This window comes from Nocardioides ginsengisoli (assembly GCF_039537225.1).
Lineage (GTDB): Bacteria > Actinomycetota > Actinomycetes > Propionibacteriales > Nocardioidaceae > Nocardioides > Nocardioides ginsengisoli.
Genome location: NZ_BAABAC010000005.1, coordinates 391470 through 406986 on the forward strand (window position 1 = coordinate 391470; position 15517 = coordinate 406986).

Consider the following 15517-nt stretch of genomic DNA (forward strand, 5'->3'; position numbering starts at 1 on the left):
CCACCCCCATCGACAGGAGCTCATCCATGACCACCAGCACCCGCACCGCGATCGTCACGGGCGCGGCCCGCGGCATCGGCGCCGGCGTCGCGCGTCGCCTGGCCGAGGACGGGTTCGCCGTCGCCGTCCTCGACCTCGACGAGACCGCGTGCAAGGACGTCCTCGCCGAGATCGAGGCGGCCGGTGGCCGCGGCCTCGCGGTCGGCGTCGACGTCGCCGACGAGGACGCCGTCCAGGCTGCCGTCGAGCGCATCGCGGCCGAGCTCGGCGAGCCGACCGTGCTCGTCAACAACGCCGGCATCATCCGCGACAACCTGCTGTTCAAGATGACGACGTCCGACTGGGACGCGGTCATGAACGTCCACCTGCGCGGCGCCTTCCTGATGACCCGCGCGGTGCAGGGCTACATGACCAAGGCCGGCTGGGGCCGGATCGTCAACCTGTCGAGCATCTCGGCGCTGGGCAACCGCGGCCAGGCCAACTACGCCGCCGCCAAGGCCGGTGTCCAGGGCTTCACCAAGACCCTGGCGTTCGAGCTGGGCCGCTTCGGGGTCACCGCGAACGCGATCGCCCCCGGGTTCATCGAGACCGAGATGACCATGGCCACCGCCGAGCGGATGGGTGTCTCCTTCGACGACTTCAAGGCCGCGGTGGTCAAGGACATCCCGGTCGGACGCGGCGGCCTGCCGGCCGACATCGCGCACGCCGTCTCGTTCTTCGCCAGCGAGGGTGCCGGCTTCGTCTCCGGCCAGGTGCTGTACGTCGCCGGAGGGCCGAAGGCATGAGGATCTTCGACGGCATCGGCGAGCTCGAGGCAGCAGTCGGCACCCACCTCGGCCACTCGGAATGGCATGCGGTCCCGCAGTCGCAGATCGACGCCTTCGCGGACGCGACCGGCGACCACCAGTGGATCCACGTCGACCCCGAGCGTGCCGCCGATGGCCCGTTCGGTACGACGATCGCCCACGGCTACCTGACGCTGAGCCTGCTGCCCCTGCTCGTGGCCGAGGTCTACCGCCTCGACGGCGTGAAGATGGCCGTCAACTACGGCGCCGACAAGCTGCGCTTCCCCTCGCCCGTCCCGGTCGGGTCGCGGGTCCGGGCCGGTGTCGAGCTGACCGGCGTCAAGCAGATCGCGCTGGGCTACCAGGTCGCGACCCGGGTGACGATCGAGCGCGACGGCGGCGACAAGCCGGCGTGCGTGGTCGACATGCTGGCCGTCGTGGTGCCGTGAGGCGAGGGGGCGACGCGTAGGTCGTCAGGCCGCGACCTCCTCGGATCGCCGCGACCGGTATGGGAACGCCCGTTCGGGGCATTGCCCGTCCGGGACATGGGACGGCGTGGGCAGGGGGTGGCGTGACGGCGCGGCCGACGGTGGTGGTGGTCGACGACTCGCCGGAGCTGCGGGCCGTCGTCACGGCGCGCCTCCAGGCGTCCGGTCTCTTCGAGGTCGTGGGCCAGGGGGGCGACGGGGGAGAGGCGATGATGCTCGCCCACGCCCATCAGCCGACGCTGATGCTGCTCGACGCCTCGATGCCCGTGCTCGACGGGCTCGAGTGCCTGCCGCTCGTGCTGGCCGTGTCGCCGGAGACCCAGGTGGTCATGTACACCGGGTTCGGCGCGCGCGGCCTGGCCGAGCGCGCGCGTCAGCTCGGGGCGGTCGACTTCGTGGAGAAGTCGGTGCCGCTCGACGTCCTCGTCGACCGGCTCCGGGCGTTGGTGGCGACCTCCGCTCCGCGCGTGGGCCGCGAGGCCAGGGCGCTGCGGGTCGCGTCCGAGCAGGACGACGTGGCGGTGCGCGACCAGCAGCTGCTCGACGAGCACCTGGAGCGCTACCGCGAGGTCTTCGACCAGGCCGCCATCGGCATGGCGACGATGACGCTCAACGGCAGCATCGTCCGCGCCAACCCGGCACTGGTCCACCTGGTCGGTCTCCCGGCCGAGGAGCTGGTCGGTCTCGACTACGGCGTCCTGACCCGGCAGCACGGCGACCTGCTCGACCAGGCACTCGCGCGGATCACCACGAGCGAGGCGGACTCCGTCGTCTTCGACCACCCGATCGAGGCCCGGCACCACACCGGCACCGCGCGGGTGACGCTCACCCCGATCCGCGACTCCGGCGGCGAGCCGCTCTACATCTTCGCCCAGGTGCAGGATGTCACCACCGAGCTCGCGCTGCGTCGCAGCGAGGACGTCTTCCGGCTGCTCGTGTCCGCGGTCGAGGACTACGCGATCTTCATGCTCGACGTCGCCGGGAACGTCGCCAGCTGGAACCCCGGGGCCGAGCACATCAAGGGCTACCGGGCCGACGAGATCGTCGGCCGGCACTTCCGGGTGTTCTACCCCGAGGAGGACCAGCTCGTCGGACACCCCGAGCACAACCTCGAGCTCGCGCTGCGCGAGGGCGTGCACACCGAGGAGGGCTGGCGGGTACGACGTGACGGCAGCCGGTTCTGGGCGCGCGTCGCCATCACGGCCGTGTACGACGACACCGGCCTGCATCGCGGCTACGCCAAGGTGACCCGCGACCAGACCGAGCAGCGGGAGTACGAGGAGCAGCTCCGGGTCGCGCTCGAGCAGCAGTCCCACCTGCTCGCGGTCACCGCGCACGAGCTGCGGACGCCGGCCGCCGTGATCGCGGGCGCGGTCGGGATGCTGCGCGACGGCGACCGTGACGAGGAGGGCCTCGGCGTCGGGCTCGACCAGGAGCAGCGGGCGCAGGTGCTCGAGGCGCTGTCGTCCAGCGCGCAGCGCCTGCAGCGCCTGCTGAGCGACCTCGGCACCGCATCCGACGTCCAGTCCGAGGAGCTCGAGCTGGAGCCCGAGCAGGTGTCGCTGCGCCACGCGCTGCGATCGTCCGCCGACCGGGTCATGGCCGCCCACGGGTCCGAGCGGATCCGGGTGCAGGTCGGCAGCGACGTCGAGCTCGTCGTCGACCCGGCGCGGCTGGGGCAGGCCGTCGACAACCTGCTCGAGAACGCCGTGCGGCACGGCCGGCCGCCGATCGCGCTGCGGGGCGAGCGCACCGCCGACGGAGTGCGGATCGAGGTCAGCGACGCAGGCCACGGCCTCGAGCCGGAGCTGGTCGACCGGGTCTTCGACCGGTTCGTTCACGCCGGCGCGACGGCCGGCACCGGGCTCGGGCTCTATGTGGTCCGTGAGATCGCCCGGCTCCACGGCGGCGAGGCGGCCTATGTCGCCGACGGGACGGACGGCCGCCCGGCGTTCGTGATCGACCTGCCGGTCGGGGCGCCTGAGCACTGACAGTCGGGCACTGACAGTCGGGCGCTGACAGCCGGGCGAGGTCAGCCGGGCGAGGTCAGCCGGACGAGGTCAGCCGGGCGAGGTCAGCCGGGCGGACGCCAGCCCGCCCGGTAGGCGGCGCCGATCGCGGCGATCTGGGAGCCCGTCTCGAGCTTGGCGAGGATGGACTTGATCTGGGTGCGGACGGTCGCCTCGGAGACCACCCGTGCGCGCGCGATCTCCCGGACCTGCTCGCCGCGCATCAGGGCGCCGAGCACCTCCTGCTCGCGGCGGGTCAGGCGGTCGAGCCGCGTGCGGATCTCGCGGGTCGCGTCGCGCTCGCGGACGGCAGTGTCGATGAGCGCCTGTCGCTCCTGGCTCCTCAGCACGGGGCGGCCGTCGCAGACGCTGCGGATGGTGGTCATCACCTCGTGCAGGGGCGATGCCTTCGACAGCACGGTCTTCGCGCCCTGGCGCAGCGACTCGCCCCAGTCGGCGAGGTCGCTCGTGGCGGTCAGCGCGACGACGGCGGCGCCCGACGCCGTCAGCGGCGCGATCAGGCGAGTGCCGTCGCCGACCCGGCCGAGGTCGAGGTCGAGGAGCACGACGCGCGGCACGGTGCGCAGCGCGGTCGCGAGGACGGACGCGAGGGTGGCCGGTGGCGCGGTGATGTCGAGTCGTTTCACCAGGTAGCCCTCGGCCTCGAGCGTGAGCGCGACCGACTCGGCGAACAGGACGTGGTCGTCGACGACCGTGACGCGGACCGGCCGCGGGTGCTGGCTCATCCTGCAGACCTCTGGGGCAACCCTGACGGGTGTGCTGCCGATCGCCTTGGGCCAGACGCATCGTGACGACGTCGCCACGGTACCCGAAACGCGCCTTTCGAACCGGCGTTCGCGGTGGTTCGATGGATGTCGTCGGACGCAGCGCGAGCAGAGGGGGCAACCGTGGCAGAGCACCTGGACACGCCCCGCGTCGGTCGGTTCACCTACCAGGTGCCGACCAGGACGTGGGAGTGGGACGACGAGGTCTTCCGCATCCACGGCATGCCGCCGGGCGGGATCGAGCCGACGACGGACGACGTCGTGAAGCGCCAGCATCCCGACGACCAGGAGCGTCTGGCGGACGTGCTGGAGGCGGCCACGCGAACCGGCGATCCGTTCAGCCTCGTTTACCGGCTGGTCGCGGAGGACGGCGTCGAACGCCGGGTCCTGCTGGTGTGCGACGGCGGGGTGTGCGAGGCGGAGGTCGATCCGCCGGTCAGCGAGCTCGACGGCTACTACATCGACCTGACCGAGGACTTCGCCCGGGCCTCGGAGGAGGAGGCGCGCGACGCGGTGGCCGCCTCGGCCCTGCACCGCGCCACCATCGAGCAGGCCAAGGGCAGCCTGATGATGGCCTACGGCCTCGACGCCGACCAGGCGTTCGCGATGCTCACCTGGTGGTCGCGCAACAAGAACATGAAGGTGCGCGAGATCGCCGAGCGGATCACCGACCTGTCCACCGCCGGCGCGCTCTCCGACAGCGCCCTGCGCCAGTCCGTCGACAACCTGCTCTACGACGTCTCGGCGCCCAGCGACGCGTGACGCGAGACCTGGCCTCGGGGCGTCTGGTCACCGGAACGGCGGTCAACCACCCGCGGGAGGAGCGCGTCGTACAGGCAGGACCCGAGCTGTTCGGGCCCGGTCATCCACTTCGATCGGGGAGGCGACGGCCATGCGCCGAGCCACAGTTCTTCTCGCCGGTCTGGCGCTCCTCGCGGCGCCGACGGCCTCGTCCCGCGCCGCGACCAGCGCCGGCGCCGCCACGACCGCTGTCTCGGCGGCCTGCCAGTCGCCCGTCGTCGGTCCCGCCCCGACGAGGGGTCAAGCCTTCCTGGACGGCGTCCGCGCGGGGCGCCACGACCGGGCGCACTTCGACCGGGTCGTCTTCGACCTGACCGCCGTCGCCGGGTACGACGTCCACTATGTCCGTCGGATCGTGCAGGACGGATCGGGCCTGCCACTGAGGCTGCGCGGGCGCGCCGTCCTCGCCGTACGGCTCGCGCCGGTCCGCGCGCACGACGACCGGGGCCGGTCGACGGCGCCCCGCCGGATCGTCCGCTCGTTCACCCAGCTGCGAGACGTCCGTCGCGCGGGTGACTTCGAGGGCGTCGTCACCTACGGCGTCGGGCTGGCGGCACGCGGCGACTTCCGCGTCTCCCTGCTCACCCGGCCGGACCGGCTGGTCGTCGACGTGGCCTTCCCGGGCCGCCATCCGTTCGACTGCCGACGCGGCGCGGTCGAGGTCTTCTTCGCGACGCGGGACGCGACGGCCGCTGCCGTCACGCGACGCGTGCCTACTCCCGCGGTGGCACGGGGCGCGTTGACCGCTCTCTTCGCGGGACCGGTCGACTTCGACCGCCCACGCGGCCTGGTCCTCGTCGACAGCGGGGCGGTCGGCTTCACCGGGCTGCGGATCCGCGACGGCATCGCGCGGGTCCGGCTGACCGGCGGCTGCGCGAGCGGGGGCTCGACCTTCACGATCGCGAACGAGATCGTGCCCACGCTCAAGCGGCTGCCGACCGTCGACGTCGTCAAGATCCTCGACCCGCAGGGGCACACCGAGGAGCCGGCCGGACGGGTCGACTCGATCCCAGCCTGCCTCGAGCCGTGACGGGGAGCTGGTGGGCCGGCAGGGTCACGGAGGGAGGTCCGTGGTGGGTGGGAGGGGCCTCCGGACGACGTCCGGAGGCCCCTCCGATCAGACGGCGATCAGGCCGTCACGGTGTCGGGTCGCTCACCGCCGCGCCGCGGATGTCGCTGTTGCCGAACGCGAGCGGGCAGCTGCCCTGGACGTCAGGCGGCGACTGCGGCGTCGCCGTGTAGAGCGATCCTCGGTAGGCGTCGATCGCCGGGCAGTCGGCCGCGCGCGCCGCGTCGTTCCAGACGCCGACGGCGCCGGTGCGGGTGGCCGCGGTGTAGACGTAGTCGCCCAGGAACTCGGCGGTCAGGCCGTTCTGTGACGTCCCTCGTGGGTCACCGACCGCACCTCGTACGAGGATTGTCCACGGGCCGAGCGCGCCGTTGGGGGCCACGTCGGCGTGGAGCATCTCGCCGACCAGTCCGCGCGGTGACGTGGTGTCGTTCCGGTACGGCGTGGTGAAGGCGTTGACGGTCAGGTAGGCGTCGGTGCCGTTCGGGGAGAGGGCCGGGGCCGTGTAGAACGGCCGGTCACCCGCGGGCAGGGGAACCGGGACCGCGGTGGTCCACGTGGCGCCGCCGTCACGTGACGTCGTCATCAGCACCTGCTCGTTGTTGAGCCCGTTACGACCATCCGCCCAGGTCATCAGGATCTGGTCGGTGGCGTCGGCTCCGGAGGGCGCGCCGTTGGCGATGTCGACGCTGGGTCCGTCGGCCAGGTCGACGCGGGCGCCCGCGATGCCGTCCATGTTGGGGCGGCCGAGCACCGGGTCGAACACGCCCGGCTCCACGGCGGGGGCGACGGCCGTCGGGCCGGTGAAGTGCGCGCCGCCGTCGGTCGAGCGGTACATCAGCTGGAGGGCCTGGCCGTTGCGCTTGCCGATGCCGAAGACGTAGACGTTGCCGTGGCTGTCGGTGCGCACCGTGCAGCCGTCGGGCTGCGAGTTGATGCCGTTGTCGGTCGCGGGGCTCACCTGCTGCGTCGTCCACGACGAGCCGCCATCACGCGAGCGCGCGACGTACAGCGGGGTGGGCAGCGCGCGGCCGTGGCTGTTGCTGCGGAAGGAGGCCCAGCAGACGTAGGTCGAGCCGAAGAACGGGCTGCTCTCCGCGTTGTCGGCCCACACCTGCTCCTTGTCGGAGAAGGTCGTCGTCGACTGCTTGGAGATCAGCGTCGGGTGGCTCCACGCGTTCTTGTTCCCGGCCGCCGCGGAGGCCACGTCGTCGACATACGACACCGCGATCGCCTCGGCGCCCTTGAAGGCGTCGCTGTGCGGGGCACCGCTGACCGGGGAGGTCAGGTTGGCGTAGTAGAGCCGCGAGCCATTCGCCCACGAGAAGCTGCCGTCGGCGCCGGGCCGCGGGCCGAAGGCCACCGCCGGGTCGCCGTCGGACACGATGCCCGCCTCGGCGTACCAGGGCAGGGTGCCGATCGGGCCGGTCGTCGCCGTACAGGGCGCGGGGCCGGTGCACAGCCGCGCGGTCAGGCCGGTGTAGGTCGGCTGGACCCACGATCCGCCGCCGTTGAAGGAGAAGTAGACCCCGGACACGCCGACGCCCTGCGTGAAGGGACAGGTCGTCGGGTCGCCCGCGGCGCAGGCCTCCATGTCGATCTCGTCATTGGCCCCGGCCGCCAAGACCTGCGGGTTGTGCGCGTCGACGGCGACGGCGGGCTCGTTCTGCTTGTTCTGCGAGAACGGGCCGACCGGGCTGTTGACCGAGACGGGTGTGTCGGTCGTGGTGGCGACGGCGCCGGCGGCTGCCGTGAGGCAGATGACCGCCGCGGCCAACGCGGAGGTGAGGAAGCGGTTGAGAGCCATCGGTAGGGCCTCCAGTTGTGTAGAGATTGCCCGGTCCGCCCGCCCTCAGCATGCACCCGCCCCCGCGCCGCAACAACCCCATCAGTCGGTAGATCCGGCCAGCCGCTGCAGCCCCGTCCCCTGCACGGGGGCGTCGTAGTTGCCGTGGATCGGCGTGATCGTCACGTAGCCCCGCTTGAACCACACGTCGTCGGCGTTCGGGTCGGCGCTGTCGAACAGGTCCGCCCCGATCGTGTACGTCGACGAGCCGCCCACCGGCGGCAGGCTCGCGCCCGCATAGCTCAGGTCCGCATAGCCGCTGCCGCTGCCGAGGACCTTCACGCCCTTGGCGCGGCCGTGGCCGCCGTCGACGTACGGGTAGTTCACGTTGAGGCCGATGCCGCTCGGCAGGATCGGCGCGCCCGGCTTGGCCATCGCCTGCAGCTGGTCGAGCAGGTGCAGCAGGTAGGCGGCGGTGTCGTCGTACGGGAAGCTGTCGGGGTCGGCGTTCGGGTCGGCGTAGTCCCAGCCGGTGCTGATCGCGATGGCGGGGACGCCGTTGTTGAGCGACGCGGCCGCTGCTGCCAGGGTGCCGGAGTGGATCTGCAGGGCGGCGAGGTTCTGGCCCTTGTTGGTTCCGGAGACGACCAGGTCGGGCGCGCGGTCGGCGTAGACGGTGTTGAAGCCGAACTCCGCGGCGTCGGACGGCGTGCCGTCGACGGCGTACTTGTGGGGCTGGGGCTGGGTGACCTTGAGCGTGCCGCCGAGCGCGATCTTGCCGCCCATGCCGCTGTTGTTGGCCAGCGGCGCGACCATCGTGACGTCGTACCCGGCGGCGACGAGGGCGTTGTAGATGACGGTGATGCCCGGCGCGGACCAGCCGTCGTCGTTGGTGAGCATGATCCGCAGCGGGCGCGGCGCCTGCTTCTGCGCGGCGGCGGCGGTGGTGGTGGCGGTGGTGGTGGGCTGGCCGGCGACGGCGCCGCTCTGGCCGGCGACCAAGACGGTCGTCAGGCCGGTGACGGCTGCGGCGGCGACGGTGGCGATGCGGAGAGTGGTTGAACGCATGGCCGGACGCTAGGGGCGTCCCGCACCCCACGGGCGAGGCGCAGTGCCCAGGCGCTCGATCGCGCCTGGGCACTGCGCACAACGCTCAGCTCGAGCAGGCGAGATAGCGCGCCGCGACCGTTCGGCGCGCCCCGTTCCTCAGGGTCACCGTGGCGGTGACGGAGGCGGCCTTGTCGTCGGCGATCCGCAGCGGGACGGCGCGGCCGCGGGTGAGGGCCTTGCCCTTGAGCAGGGCGGCCCGGCGTCCGTCGATCAGGACCTCGATCGAGCGGGTCTTGCCCAGCCGCTTGGCGGAGGTGGTCAGCGTCGCAGTGGCGCCGTGGGTGGCGCAGGAGCGCGCCCCCGGCAGGGCGACGTACGGCGTCCCGTTGCCGGCGGGGCCGGACGCCCGGGCGCCGACCGGGGCGAAGGTGACCGACGAGCTGCCGGACACCGCGGCGCGCGGGAAGCCCTTCCAGCCGCCCTTCTGGGCCGCGACGTCGACCGACACGCTGTAGTCGCCGGCGGGCAGGTAGTAGGTCGCCGTCACGGTGCCGTCGAGGCCGGTGCCGTACTGCTCCTGGTAGAGCTGCTCGCCGTCGGTGGACAGGAAGATCTCCGCGTAGGCCGGGCCCTTGCGGGTCTGCGTGAGCGTCACCCACATCGGCTTGGCGAGGGTGAAGGGCACGTGGGTCGAGGCACGGGCGTGAGCGATCACCTTGCAGACCGAGGTCGCCTTGGTCGAGGTCGCCTCGATCGAGCCCGAGTAGGTCACGGTCAGCGCCTTCGGCACGCCCGCGGCGCTGGTCAGCGTGGTCCGGGTGCCGATCCGCGCCGACGCCCGGACGGTGTCGGTGTCGTCGGTCCGGGCGGTGATCGAGCCGGATACCTCGGTGCTGGTGGTGACGGCCGGGCCGTTCTCGACGAGCGGCGTCGACGGCAGCGCGACCGGCGGCGGGTCGTCCTTGACGCAGTTGCCGTCCCAGACGCCGACGTACGACGACGGCTGCACGCTGGCCGGGCCGAAAGCGGGGGCGCCGGCCGCGATGGCCGACGTCGGCGCGACCGTCGTGAGCGCGGCGCCCGTGAGCAGGGTGGCGAGACCGAGGAGAGGGGTGCGGAACATGGGCGTCAGCCTGCTGCGCCCGCGACCGGCGAGGAAGGGACAGCCGTCCCGTTCGCCGTCCCGTCGGCTGTCCCGTCCCGGTCGGGACGCCGCCACCACGGCGCCGTTGCCAGGTCGGTGATCGCGCCGCGCGGCAAGCGGTCTATGGCGCGGCGGTGGTCGGCCGGATCCGCCCTTACCTCACCGAGGGCCTCGAGCGGCGCCCGTCGACGTCGATGCCCAGATCGCCCGCCAGCTCTTCCTCAGACCCACGACGGTCGGCAATATCGTCAGCTCGGTCTACGCCAAGCTGCAGGTCGCCGACCGCGCTCAGGCCGTCGTCCGGGCGCGCCAGGAGGGGCTCGGCAGTCCTTCGCCGTCGGCCGGTCTTCACGGTCGCTTCATGTGGCCCGGTCTACGGTCCGAGCCGAGGCGGACGGACCGCCCGAAGGAGGCGGTGGTGACGGGCGTCGGAGCAGTGGTGGGCGGAGAGCTCGAGGTCGACTGGTACCAGGCGATGAACCGCCTGGCCGAGCGGACCTCCTGGCTGCACGCACCCGCCCAGCTGTACGCCGACCTCGGCGTCGTCCTTTTCGCCGCGCTGCTGCTCGGCTCGTGGTGGCTGGCCCGCCGCTCGGGCGACCGGCGCCGGACCGCCGCCGCCCTGTGGGCGCCCGCCGGCGTCCTGATCGCGATCGGCGTCAACCAGCTCCTCGGCCACGCCTTCGGCGAGCCGCGCCCGTACGCCGTCCTGCCACACGCGCTGGTCCTCGTCGGGCGCAGCACCGATCCGTCGTTCCCGAGCGACCACGCGGTGATGGCCGGCGCGGTCGCGGCCGCGGTCCTCGTCGCCCACCGCCGCCTCGGCCTGGTCGCCGTCGGGCTGGCCCTGCTGATGGCCGTCGACCGGGTCTACGTCGGCGCTCACTTCCCGCTCGACGTCGTCGCGGGCCTGGGGGTCGGCGCGGTGGTGGCGCTCGCGTCGTACCTGCCGCTGCGCCCGCTCGCCCTGCGCGCCGCGGACCTCACCGAGCGCTCCTGGGCGCTCGTCGCCCGTCGGGCGGACGCCTAGCCCCCAGCTCTCTGGGAGGCCGAATCACCCGGATCCACGGGATGGTCGCGGCCCCGCGCGGGCCGCGATCGTGGTGGCCATGACGACCCGACGCATCCTCGCCGCGCTCGCGGCCCTGTCCGCCCTGGTGGCGGCGAGCCCCACGCCTGCCGCCGACGCCGTCCGGCTCGGAGCAGCGCGGCCGACGTGCGCGGGCCTGAAGGCCACGATCGTCGGCACCCGCGGCAACGACGTGATCCGGGGGACGAAGCGAGCCGACGTCATCGTCGGGCTCGGCGGCAACGACCGGATCGTGGGGCGCGGCGGCGACGACGTGATCTGCGGCGGGGGCGGCAACGACAAGATCACCGTGACGGGACGCAGCGCCCGGGTGTACGGCGGCGCGGGCGACGACCGGCTGACCGCCGAGGGGGCCGGCTCCACGCTGTACGGCGAGGCCGGCCACGACGTCCTCACCGCCAGCGCCGGCGGCGTGGCGCTCATCGGCGGCGACGGCGACGACGAGATCCACGGCGCCGACGTCCCCGGCCGGGCCGACGGCGGGCCGGGCGACGACCTGATCCTGCTCGGTCGGGGCCATGACACCCGCGTGCACGGCGGCCCGGGGAGCGACCGGATCTTCGGCGGCCCCGGCAACGACCGGCTCGACGGCGACGACGGGATCGACGAGTGCCACGGCGGTCCGGGCACCGACACCTGTCACGGCGGCGCCCCCGGTGGACCGGCGAACACCCCCGAGGATCCGGACTTCTGCGCGCCCGACGCCGAGGTGCACATCTCGTGCCAGGTGCCCGCCGTCCCCGAGCGGTGGAAGCTCTCCATCGAGGGGACGTCCAACTACACCAACGGCACCAACTACCGGACCGAGATCTCGTGGGTGGCGACGACCTACGTGGAGCAGTACCTCGAGCAGGACGGCAGGCGCTGGTATCTCACCGCCGCCACCGGCACCTCCGGCCGCTGGACCGGCACCGGCCAGAACGGGGAGTGCGCGATCGACGGATCGGGCGACGTCACCGACGGTGAGCTGTCGATCGGTCTGGCCCTCGACGAGCTGTCCGGCACCTACGACCTGCAGTGGAGCGGCCCGACGCCGCGGCAGGCGGGCACGCTCACCTGCCCGTGGGGGACGTCGAGCTATGTCCTGTACAACCGGGCCGCCGACACCGCCAAGTACCTGCCCTGGAATCCCGACGACCCGGCACAGCCGCTCTCCGGCAGCCGCACCGTCCAGCCCGACGGGCCCGATGGCGGGACGACCGTCAGCTACTCCTGGAAGCTCGAGCCCGCGGCCGACGAGCCGGCGCGCTGAGAGGCGCTACCGGCCCTCCGATCGGTCTGCCGTCGCCGCCAGCGACAGCCCCACGGCGACCAGGCCGACCGCCAGCCAGCGCCACCGCGTCGCCGCCCACGGCGGCCCCCACGGCTGCGGCTCGAGCAGTCCCCATCCCTGCGGCAGCAGGAAGGCGACGAGCGCGATGCCGATCAGCCCGATGCTCGCGGCGTACGACGGGTGGGCCAGGTCGAGCCAGGCGCGCAGACCGACCCCGAGGGCGAGCGCGACCAGGCAGAGCCCCGCCGCCTCGACGACATACGGCGTCAGTGGGAGCTGCGGACAGCGCAGATGGACCAGCGTGAGCCCGCCGGCGAGGACCGGCAGCGCGACCGCCGACCCGGTCAGCACCCGCAGCGCGGTGCGCAGCCGCAGGACGTGGGGCGAGGTCGCGCAGATCTCCGCGGCCGGGTCGTCGGTCGCGCCGATCAAGACGGTGGCGGACAGCAGGACCAGGCCGTGCAGCACGTGGCCGGCGTACCGGCCGTCCTGGAGCGGCCAGGTCACCGCGAGCAGCAGGACGGCGGCGGTGGCCGGCGCGAGGACCGGCGTACGGCGTCCGACCGCGCGCCAGGAGGCCGCGACCAGACCCGGCAGGGCGGATGTCATGGCAGCTGCGCCCACCCGGCCGCGACGGTGAGCGCGACCGCGCCCGCGCTCACGACGAGCGCCCGGCCGCGCCGTGGACTGACCCGGATCAGCGCCGCCGCGGCGGCCATCGAGCACAGCCCGCCCAGGTAGAGGAAGTGCGCGAGCGTCGAGCCAGGGAACATCGCCCACCACACGCTGCCGTCGGTCGGACCCCAGTCGGCCCACGAGAACATCGGCCCGAACAGCGGCACCGGATGCGGCCGGTTCGCGACCACGACGTTGATGCCGACCATGACCACCATGGCGAGCATCGGGGTCGCGCGCGACGGCGCCCAGACACCGAGCATGATGCCGAGCAGCGTGCCACCGGCGACGGTGAGCGGCGCCTGCAGCACCTGCCAGACGTCCGGCGCGTCGGGGAAGCCGAAGGCCAGGCGGTAGCCGGAGAAGATGCCGGCGTTGAGCACCGCCGCGACGGCCGCCGGGGCCAGTGCTGCCAGGCAGAGCGCCCGGACCCGCTGCTCGGCCCGGACCGGCAGCGCGCCCAGAAGCGGGAGCGAGCCCGCACGCGCGTCGCGGGTCGTCATCATGTGACCGACCAGGATGCACGGCACGCCGGGCAGGAAGCTGAAGGCGGCGGTCACCGACTCGAACCGCTGCACGACGAACGTGTCCTGGTAGAGCTCGGCGGCGGCGACGATGACCACCCACCAGGCGAAGGCAGCCAGGACGACGGGATGGCGCAGCAGCCGGCGCGCCTCCTGCCGCGCCAGCGCGGGGACGACGCCCGGAGACCGACTCATGCCACGTCCGAGGCGGCCGCGGTCGGCCCGATGAGCACCAGGTAGGCGTCCTCGATCCCGGCCGGGGCGAGCTGCGCGCCGTCCGGCGGGTCGCCGACGTGGTGGTAGCTGCCGTCGCCCAGCCGCCAGGCGGCGAGCGCCCGCGGGTCGCGGCGGTCGTCGAGCCAGACCCGGTCGCGGGCCAGGTCGACGAGCTCGTCGATGGTGCCGCCGAACACGCGGCGGCCGCCGTCGATGACGATCACGTCGGAGCAGACCGTGGCGACGTCCTCGGTCTGGTGGGTCGAGAGCAGGACCGTCCGGCCGGAGCCGGCCTCGGCGACGAGGTCGCGGAACCGGATCCGCTGCTGCGGGTCCAGGCCGACCGTCGGCTCGTCGAGGATCAGCAGGTCGGGGTCGCCGAGCAGCGCCTGGGCCAGCCCGAGTCGTCGGCGCATGCCGCCGGAGAGCGCACCGACCTTCGTGGTAGCGACGTCGCTCAGCCCGACCAGCTCGAGCACCCGGCGGACCTCGGCATGGCGGGCCCGCCGCTCGTCGTGCTCCTTGAGGACGGCGATGTAGTCGACCGCCTCGAAGGCGGTGAAGCCGCGGTGGAAGCCGGCCTCCTGCGGGAGATAGCCGAGCCGACGCCGGATCGCGAGGCGGGCCGCGGCGTCCTGCGGGTCGTGGCCGAGCACGCGCAGCGACCCGGCGTCGTACGACGTCACGGTGGCGAGCATCCGCAGCAGGGTCGTCTTCCCGGCGCCGTTGGGGCCGAGCAGTCCGGTGACGCCGGTGCTGGTCGTGAGGTCGAGGCCGTCGACGGCGCGGGTCCGGCCGAAGGCCTTGACCAGGCCGTGCCCGTCGATCGTGCTCACTCGTTCCTCCTGAGGTCGCGGGGGAGCTGGTGGCGGTGCCGCGCGATGGTGAGCGCGGCGAGGGCGATGACGACGACGCTGGCCACCTGGACGACCTGGACGACATGGTCGACGGTCGTCGCCGCCGTGGTCACCCGGCGGCCGGGGCCCTCGCCCACCCAGCGGCCGGCGCCGAGCGCGAGCCACAGCGCGAGCAGCCCGATCGCGGCGCGGTGCACGGGCACCCAGTGCGCGGCGGCGAGCGTCGCTGTGGTCAGCGCGAGGCCGGGCAACAGCCAGGCCACCGCGAACCACCGGTCGCCCGGCAGGAACTGGCTCACCGCCAGCGCGGGGAGCATGGTGCTGGCCAGCACGAACGCGGTGCGCGCGGTGAGCAGCCGCAGCCGTGAGTACGGCGCCGCCGCGGCCATCTCGTGCGACGGGTCGCCCTGCGGGCCGAAGGTCGCGATCACGCCGAGCAGCGGGAGCACCGGCGCGAGGCTGACGAAGAGGAGGGCGCCGCGGGGGCTGGCGTGGGCGACGTACAGAGCGAGGACCAGGACGAGCACGATCGCGCTCAGCCAGGCGCCGCGCAGGGTCGGGGTGGTCGCGAGGATCCGCGACGTCGACTCGCCGACGCCGACCGCGCGGAGGGTCCGCTCGACGGGTCCGCGGCGGGGCGCGTGGACCTCCTCGACGATCTCGGACCAGATGCCGGCGAACCGGTCGGGCTCGGCGGCGACCGCGCGGCCGCCGACCAGGCCCCGGCAGTCGGGGCACGCCATCAGGTGCTGCTCGACGGACGCCGCGGTGGCGGGGGAGAGTCCGCCGCCGGCGTACCGCTGGGCGAGGGCGTCGTCGAGGTGCCAGGTGCTCGCGGTCATGCCAGCTCCTTCCTGAGCTGCTGTCGGGCCCGCATCATCCGGGTCTTCACGGTGCCCTGCCGGAGGCCGAGCAGGTGGGCGGCCTCGCGGGTGGTCAGGCCGTCGAGCACGGTCACCTGGACG

The 15517-nt window shown here is 73.4% G+C and carries 16 protein-coding genes and 1 pseudogene; 8 read left to right on the plus strand and 9 right to left on the minus strand.

Annotated features, from left to right (window positions below; genetic code table 11):
• Positions 1–26 precede the first annotated feature (26 nt).
• The 3 genes from fabG (at position 27) to AB4880_RS03520 (ending at position 3264) form a co-directional block, all read left to right on the plus strand.
• Positions 27–785 carry a 3-oxoacyl-ACP reductase FabG gene (gene fabG / locus AB4880_RS03510; RefSeq protein WP_367917811.1) on the plus strand — a complete coding sequence of 253 codons (759 nt, stop codon included), beginning with the start codon at positions 27–29 and terminating at the stop codon, positions 783–785.
• A complete protein-coding gene (locus AB4880_RS03515) occupies positions 782–1234 on the plus strand; it encodes a MaoC family dehydratase (RefSeq protein ID WP_367917812.1) in 453 nt (150 codons plus the stop codon). Before fabG ends, AB4880_RS03515 begins: the two co-directional genes overlap by 4 nt.
• A gap of 122 nt (positions 1235–1356) precedes the next feature.
• Positions 1357–3264 carry a PAS domain S-box protein gene (locus AB4880_RS03520; RefSeq protein WP_367917813.1) on the plus strand — a complete coding sequence of 636 codons (1908 nt, stop codon included), beginning with the start codon at positions 1357–1359 and terminating at the stop codon, positions 3262–3264.
• A gap of 83 nt (positions 3265–3347) precedes the next feature.
• Here the strand turns inward: AB4880_RS03520 and AB4880_RS03525 are convergent, their stop codons facing one another.
• Positions 3348–4028 carry a LuxR C-terminal-related transcriptional regulator gene (locus AB4880_RS03525; RefSeq protein WP_367917814.1) on the minus strand — a complete coding sequence of 227 codons (681 nt, stop codon included), beginning with the start codon at positions 4026–4028 and terminating at the stop codon, positions 3348–3350.
• Positions 4029–4190: 162 nt separating this feature from the next.
• Between AB4880_RS03525 and AB4880_RS03530 the strand changes: the two genes are divergently transcribed.
• Together AB4880_RS03530 and AB4880_RS03535 are read left to right on the plus strand one after the other, a co-directional pair.
• On the plus strand, positions 4191–4829 hold the full coding sequence (locus tag AB4880_RS03530) for a PAS and ANTAR domain-containing protein (RefSeq protein WP_367917815.1): 639 nt from the start codon (positions 4191–4193) through the stop codon (positions 4827–4829).
• Between the two features lie 130 nt (positions 4830–4959).
• The gene (locus tag AB4880_RS03535) at positions 4960–5898 is read left to right on the plus strand and encodes an AMIN-like domain-containing (lipo)protein (protein WP_367917816.1); all 939 of its coding nucleotides are present in this window, start codon (positions 4960–4962) and stop codon (positions 5896–5898) included.
• Positions 5899–6004: 106 nt separating this feature from the next.
• Here AB4880_RS03535 and AB4880_RS03540 read toward each other — a convergent pair whose 3' ends face one another.
• From AB4880_RS03540 to AB4880_RS03550, 3 genes are all read right to left on the minus strand, one after another.
• Positions 6005–7744: a sialidase family protein gene (locus AB4880_RS03540; protein ID WP_367917817.1), complete on the minus strand. Its 1740-nt coding sequence runs from the start codon at positions 7742–7744 to the stop codon at positions 6005–6007.
• An 81-nt stretch (positions 7745–7825) separates the two neighbouring features.
• Positions 7826–8791, minus strand: coding sequence for a 5'/3'-nucleotidase SurE (surE, locus tag AB4880_RS03545; RefSeq protein WP_367917818.1), 966 nt, complete (start codon positions 8789–8791; stop codon positions 7826–7828).
• Positions 8792–8876: 85 nt separating this feature from the next.
• Complete coding sequence (locus AB4880_RS03550) at positions 8877–9896, minus strand: hypothetical protein (protein WP_367917819.1); 1020 nt, start codon at positions 9894–9896, stop codon at positions 8877–8879.
• A gap of 223 nt (positions 9897–10119) precedes the next feature.
• Here AB4880_RS03550 and AB4880_RS03555 point away from each other — a divergent pair.
• The 3 genes and pseudogenes from AB4880_RS03555 to AB4880_RS03565 all read left to right on the plus strand — a co-directional run.
• Positions 10120–10212 (plus strand): annotated as a pseudogene (locus tag AB4880_RS03555) (hypothetical protein); the annotation flags it as partial.
• A 123-nt stretch (positions 10213–10335) separates the two neighbouring features.
• Complete coding sequence (locus AB4880_RS03560) at positions 10336–10947, plus strand: phosphatase PAP2 family protein (RefSeq protein ID WP_367917820.1); 612 nt, start codon at positions 10336–10338, stop codon at positions 10945–10947.
• Positions 10948–11026: 79 nt separating this feature from the next.
• On the plus strand, positions 11027–12259 hold the full coding sequence (locus AB4880_RS03565) for a calcium-binding protein (protein ID WP_367917821.1): 1233 nt from the start codon (positions 11027–11029) through the stop codon (positions 12257–12259).
• Positions 12260–12265: 6 nt separating this feature from the next.
• Here the strand turns inward: AB4880_RS03565 and AB4880_RS03570 are convergent, their stop codons facing one another.
• Genes AB4880_RS03570 through AB4880_RS03590 form a run of 5 tightly spaced genes read right to left on the minus strand, consistent with a single transcriptional unit; the run spans position 12266 to position 15510 of the window.
• Positions 12266–12889, minus strand: coding sequence for a hypothetical protein (locus AB4880_RS03570; RefSeq protein WP_367917822.1), 624 nt, complete (start codon positions 12887–12889; stop codon positions 12266–12268).
• On the minus strand, positions 12886–13674 hold the full coding sequence (locus tag AB4880_RS03575) for a hypothetical protein (protein WP_367917823.1): 789 nt from the start codon (positions 13672–13674) through the stop codon (positions 12886–12888). Before AB4880_RS03575 ends, AB4880_RS03570 begins: the two co-directional genes overlap by 4 nt.
• Complete coding sequence (locus tag AB4880_RS03580; protein ID WP_367917824.1) at positions 13671–14531, minus strand: ATP-binding cassette domain-containing protein; 861 nt, start codon at positions 14529–14531, stop codon at positions 13671–13673. The genes AB4880_RS03575 and AB4880_RS03580 overlap by 4 nt, the downstream gene beginning before the upstream one ends.
• Positions 14528–15394 (minus strand): zf-HC2 domain-containing protein, encoded by an 867-nt coding sequence (locus tag AB4880_RS03585; RefSeq protein ID WP_367917825.1) that lies wholly within the window; start codon positions 15392–15394, stop codon positions 14528–14530. The genes AB4880_RS03580 and AB4880_RS03585 overlap by 4 nt, the downstream gene beginning before the upstream one ends.
• Complete coding sequence (locus tag AB4880_RS03590; protein WP_367917838.1) at positions 15391–15510, minus strand: sigma factor-like helix-turn-helix DNA-binding protein; 120 nt, start codon at positions 15508–15510, stop codon at positions 15391–15393. The genes AB4880_RS03585 and AB4880_RS03590 overlap by 4 nt, the downstream gene beginning before the upstream one ends.
• Between the last annotated feature and the right edge of the window lie 7 nt (positions 15511–15517).

Bases quoted from the DNA above. Each gene is read 5' to 3' on its own strand.
- fabG (WP_367917811.1), top strand. From the start codon at position 27: ATGACCACCAGCACCCGCACCGCGATCGTCACGGGCGCGGCCCGCGGC.
- surE (WP_367917818.1), bottom strand. From the start codon at position 8,791: ATGCGTTCAACCACTCTCCGCATCGCCACCGTCGCCGCCGCAGCCGTC.
- AB4880_RS03570 (WP_367917822.1), bottom strand. From the start codon at position 12,889: ATGACATCCGCCCTGCCGGGTCTGGTCGCGGCCTCCTGGCGCGCGGTC.
- AB4880_RS03575 (WP_367917823.1), bottom strand. From the start codon at position 13,674: ATGAGTCGGTCTCCGGGCGTCGTCCCCGCGCTGGCGCGGCAGGAGGCG.
- AB4880_RS03565 (WP_367917821.1), top strand. From the start codon at position 11,027: ATGACGACCCGACGCATCCTCGCCGCGCTCGCGGCCCTGTCCGCCCTG.
- AB4880_RS03515 (WP_367917812.1), top strand. From the start codon at position 782: ATGAGGATCTTCGACGGCATCGGCGAGCTCGAGGCAGCAGTCGGCACC.
- AB4880_RS03535 (WP_367917816.1), top strand. From the start codon at position 4,960: ATGCGCCGAGCCACAGTTCTTCTCGCCGGTCTGGCGCTCCTCGCGGCG.
- AB4880_RS03540 (WP_367917817.1), bottom strand. From the start codon at position 7,744: ATGGCTCTCAACCGCTTCCTCACCTCCGCGTTGGCCGCGGCGGTCATC.
- AB4880_RS03525 (WP_367917814.1), bottom strand. From the start codon at position 4,028: ATGAGCCAGCACCCGCGGCCGGTCCGCGTCACGGTCGTCGACGACCAC.
- AB4880_RS03585 (WP_367917825.1), bottom strand. From the start codon at position 15,394: ATGACCGCGAGCACCTGGCACCTCGACGACGCCCTCGCCCAGCGGTAC.
- AB4880_RS03550 (WP_367917819.1), bottom strand. From the start codon at position 9,896: ATGTTCCGCACCCCTCTCCTCGGTCTCGCCACCCTGCTCACGGGCGCC.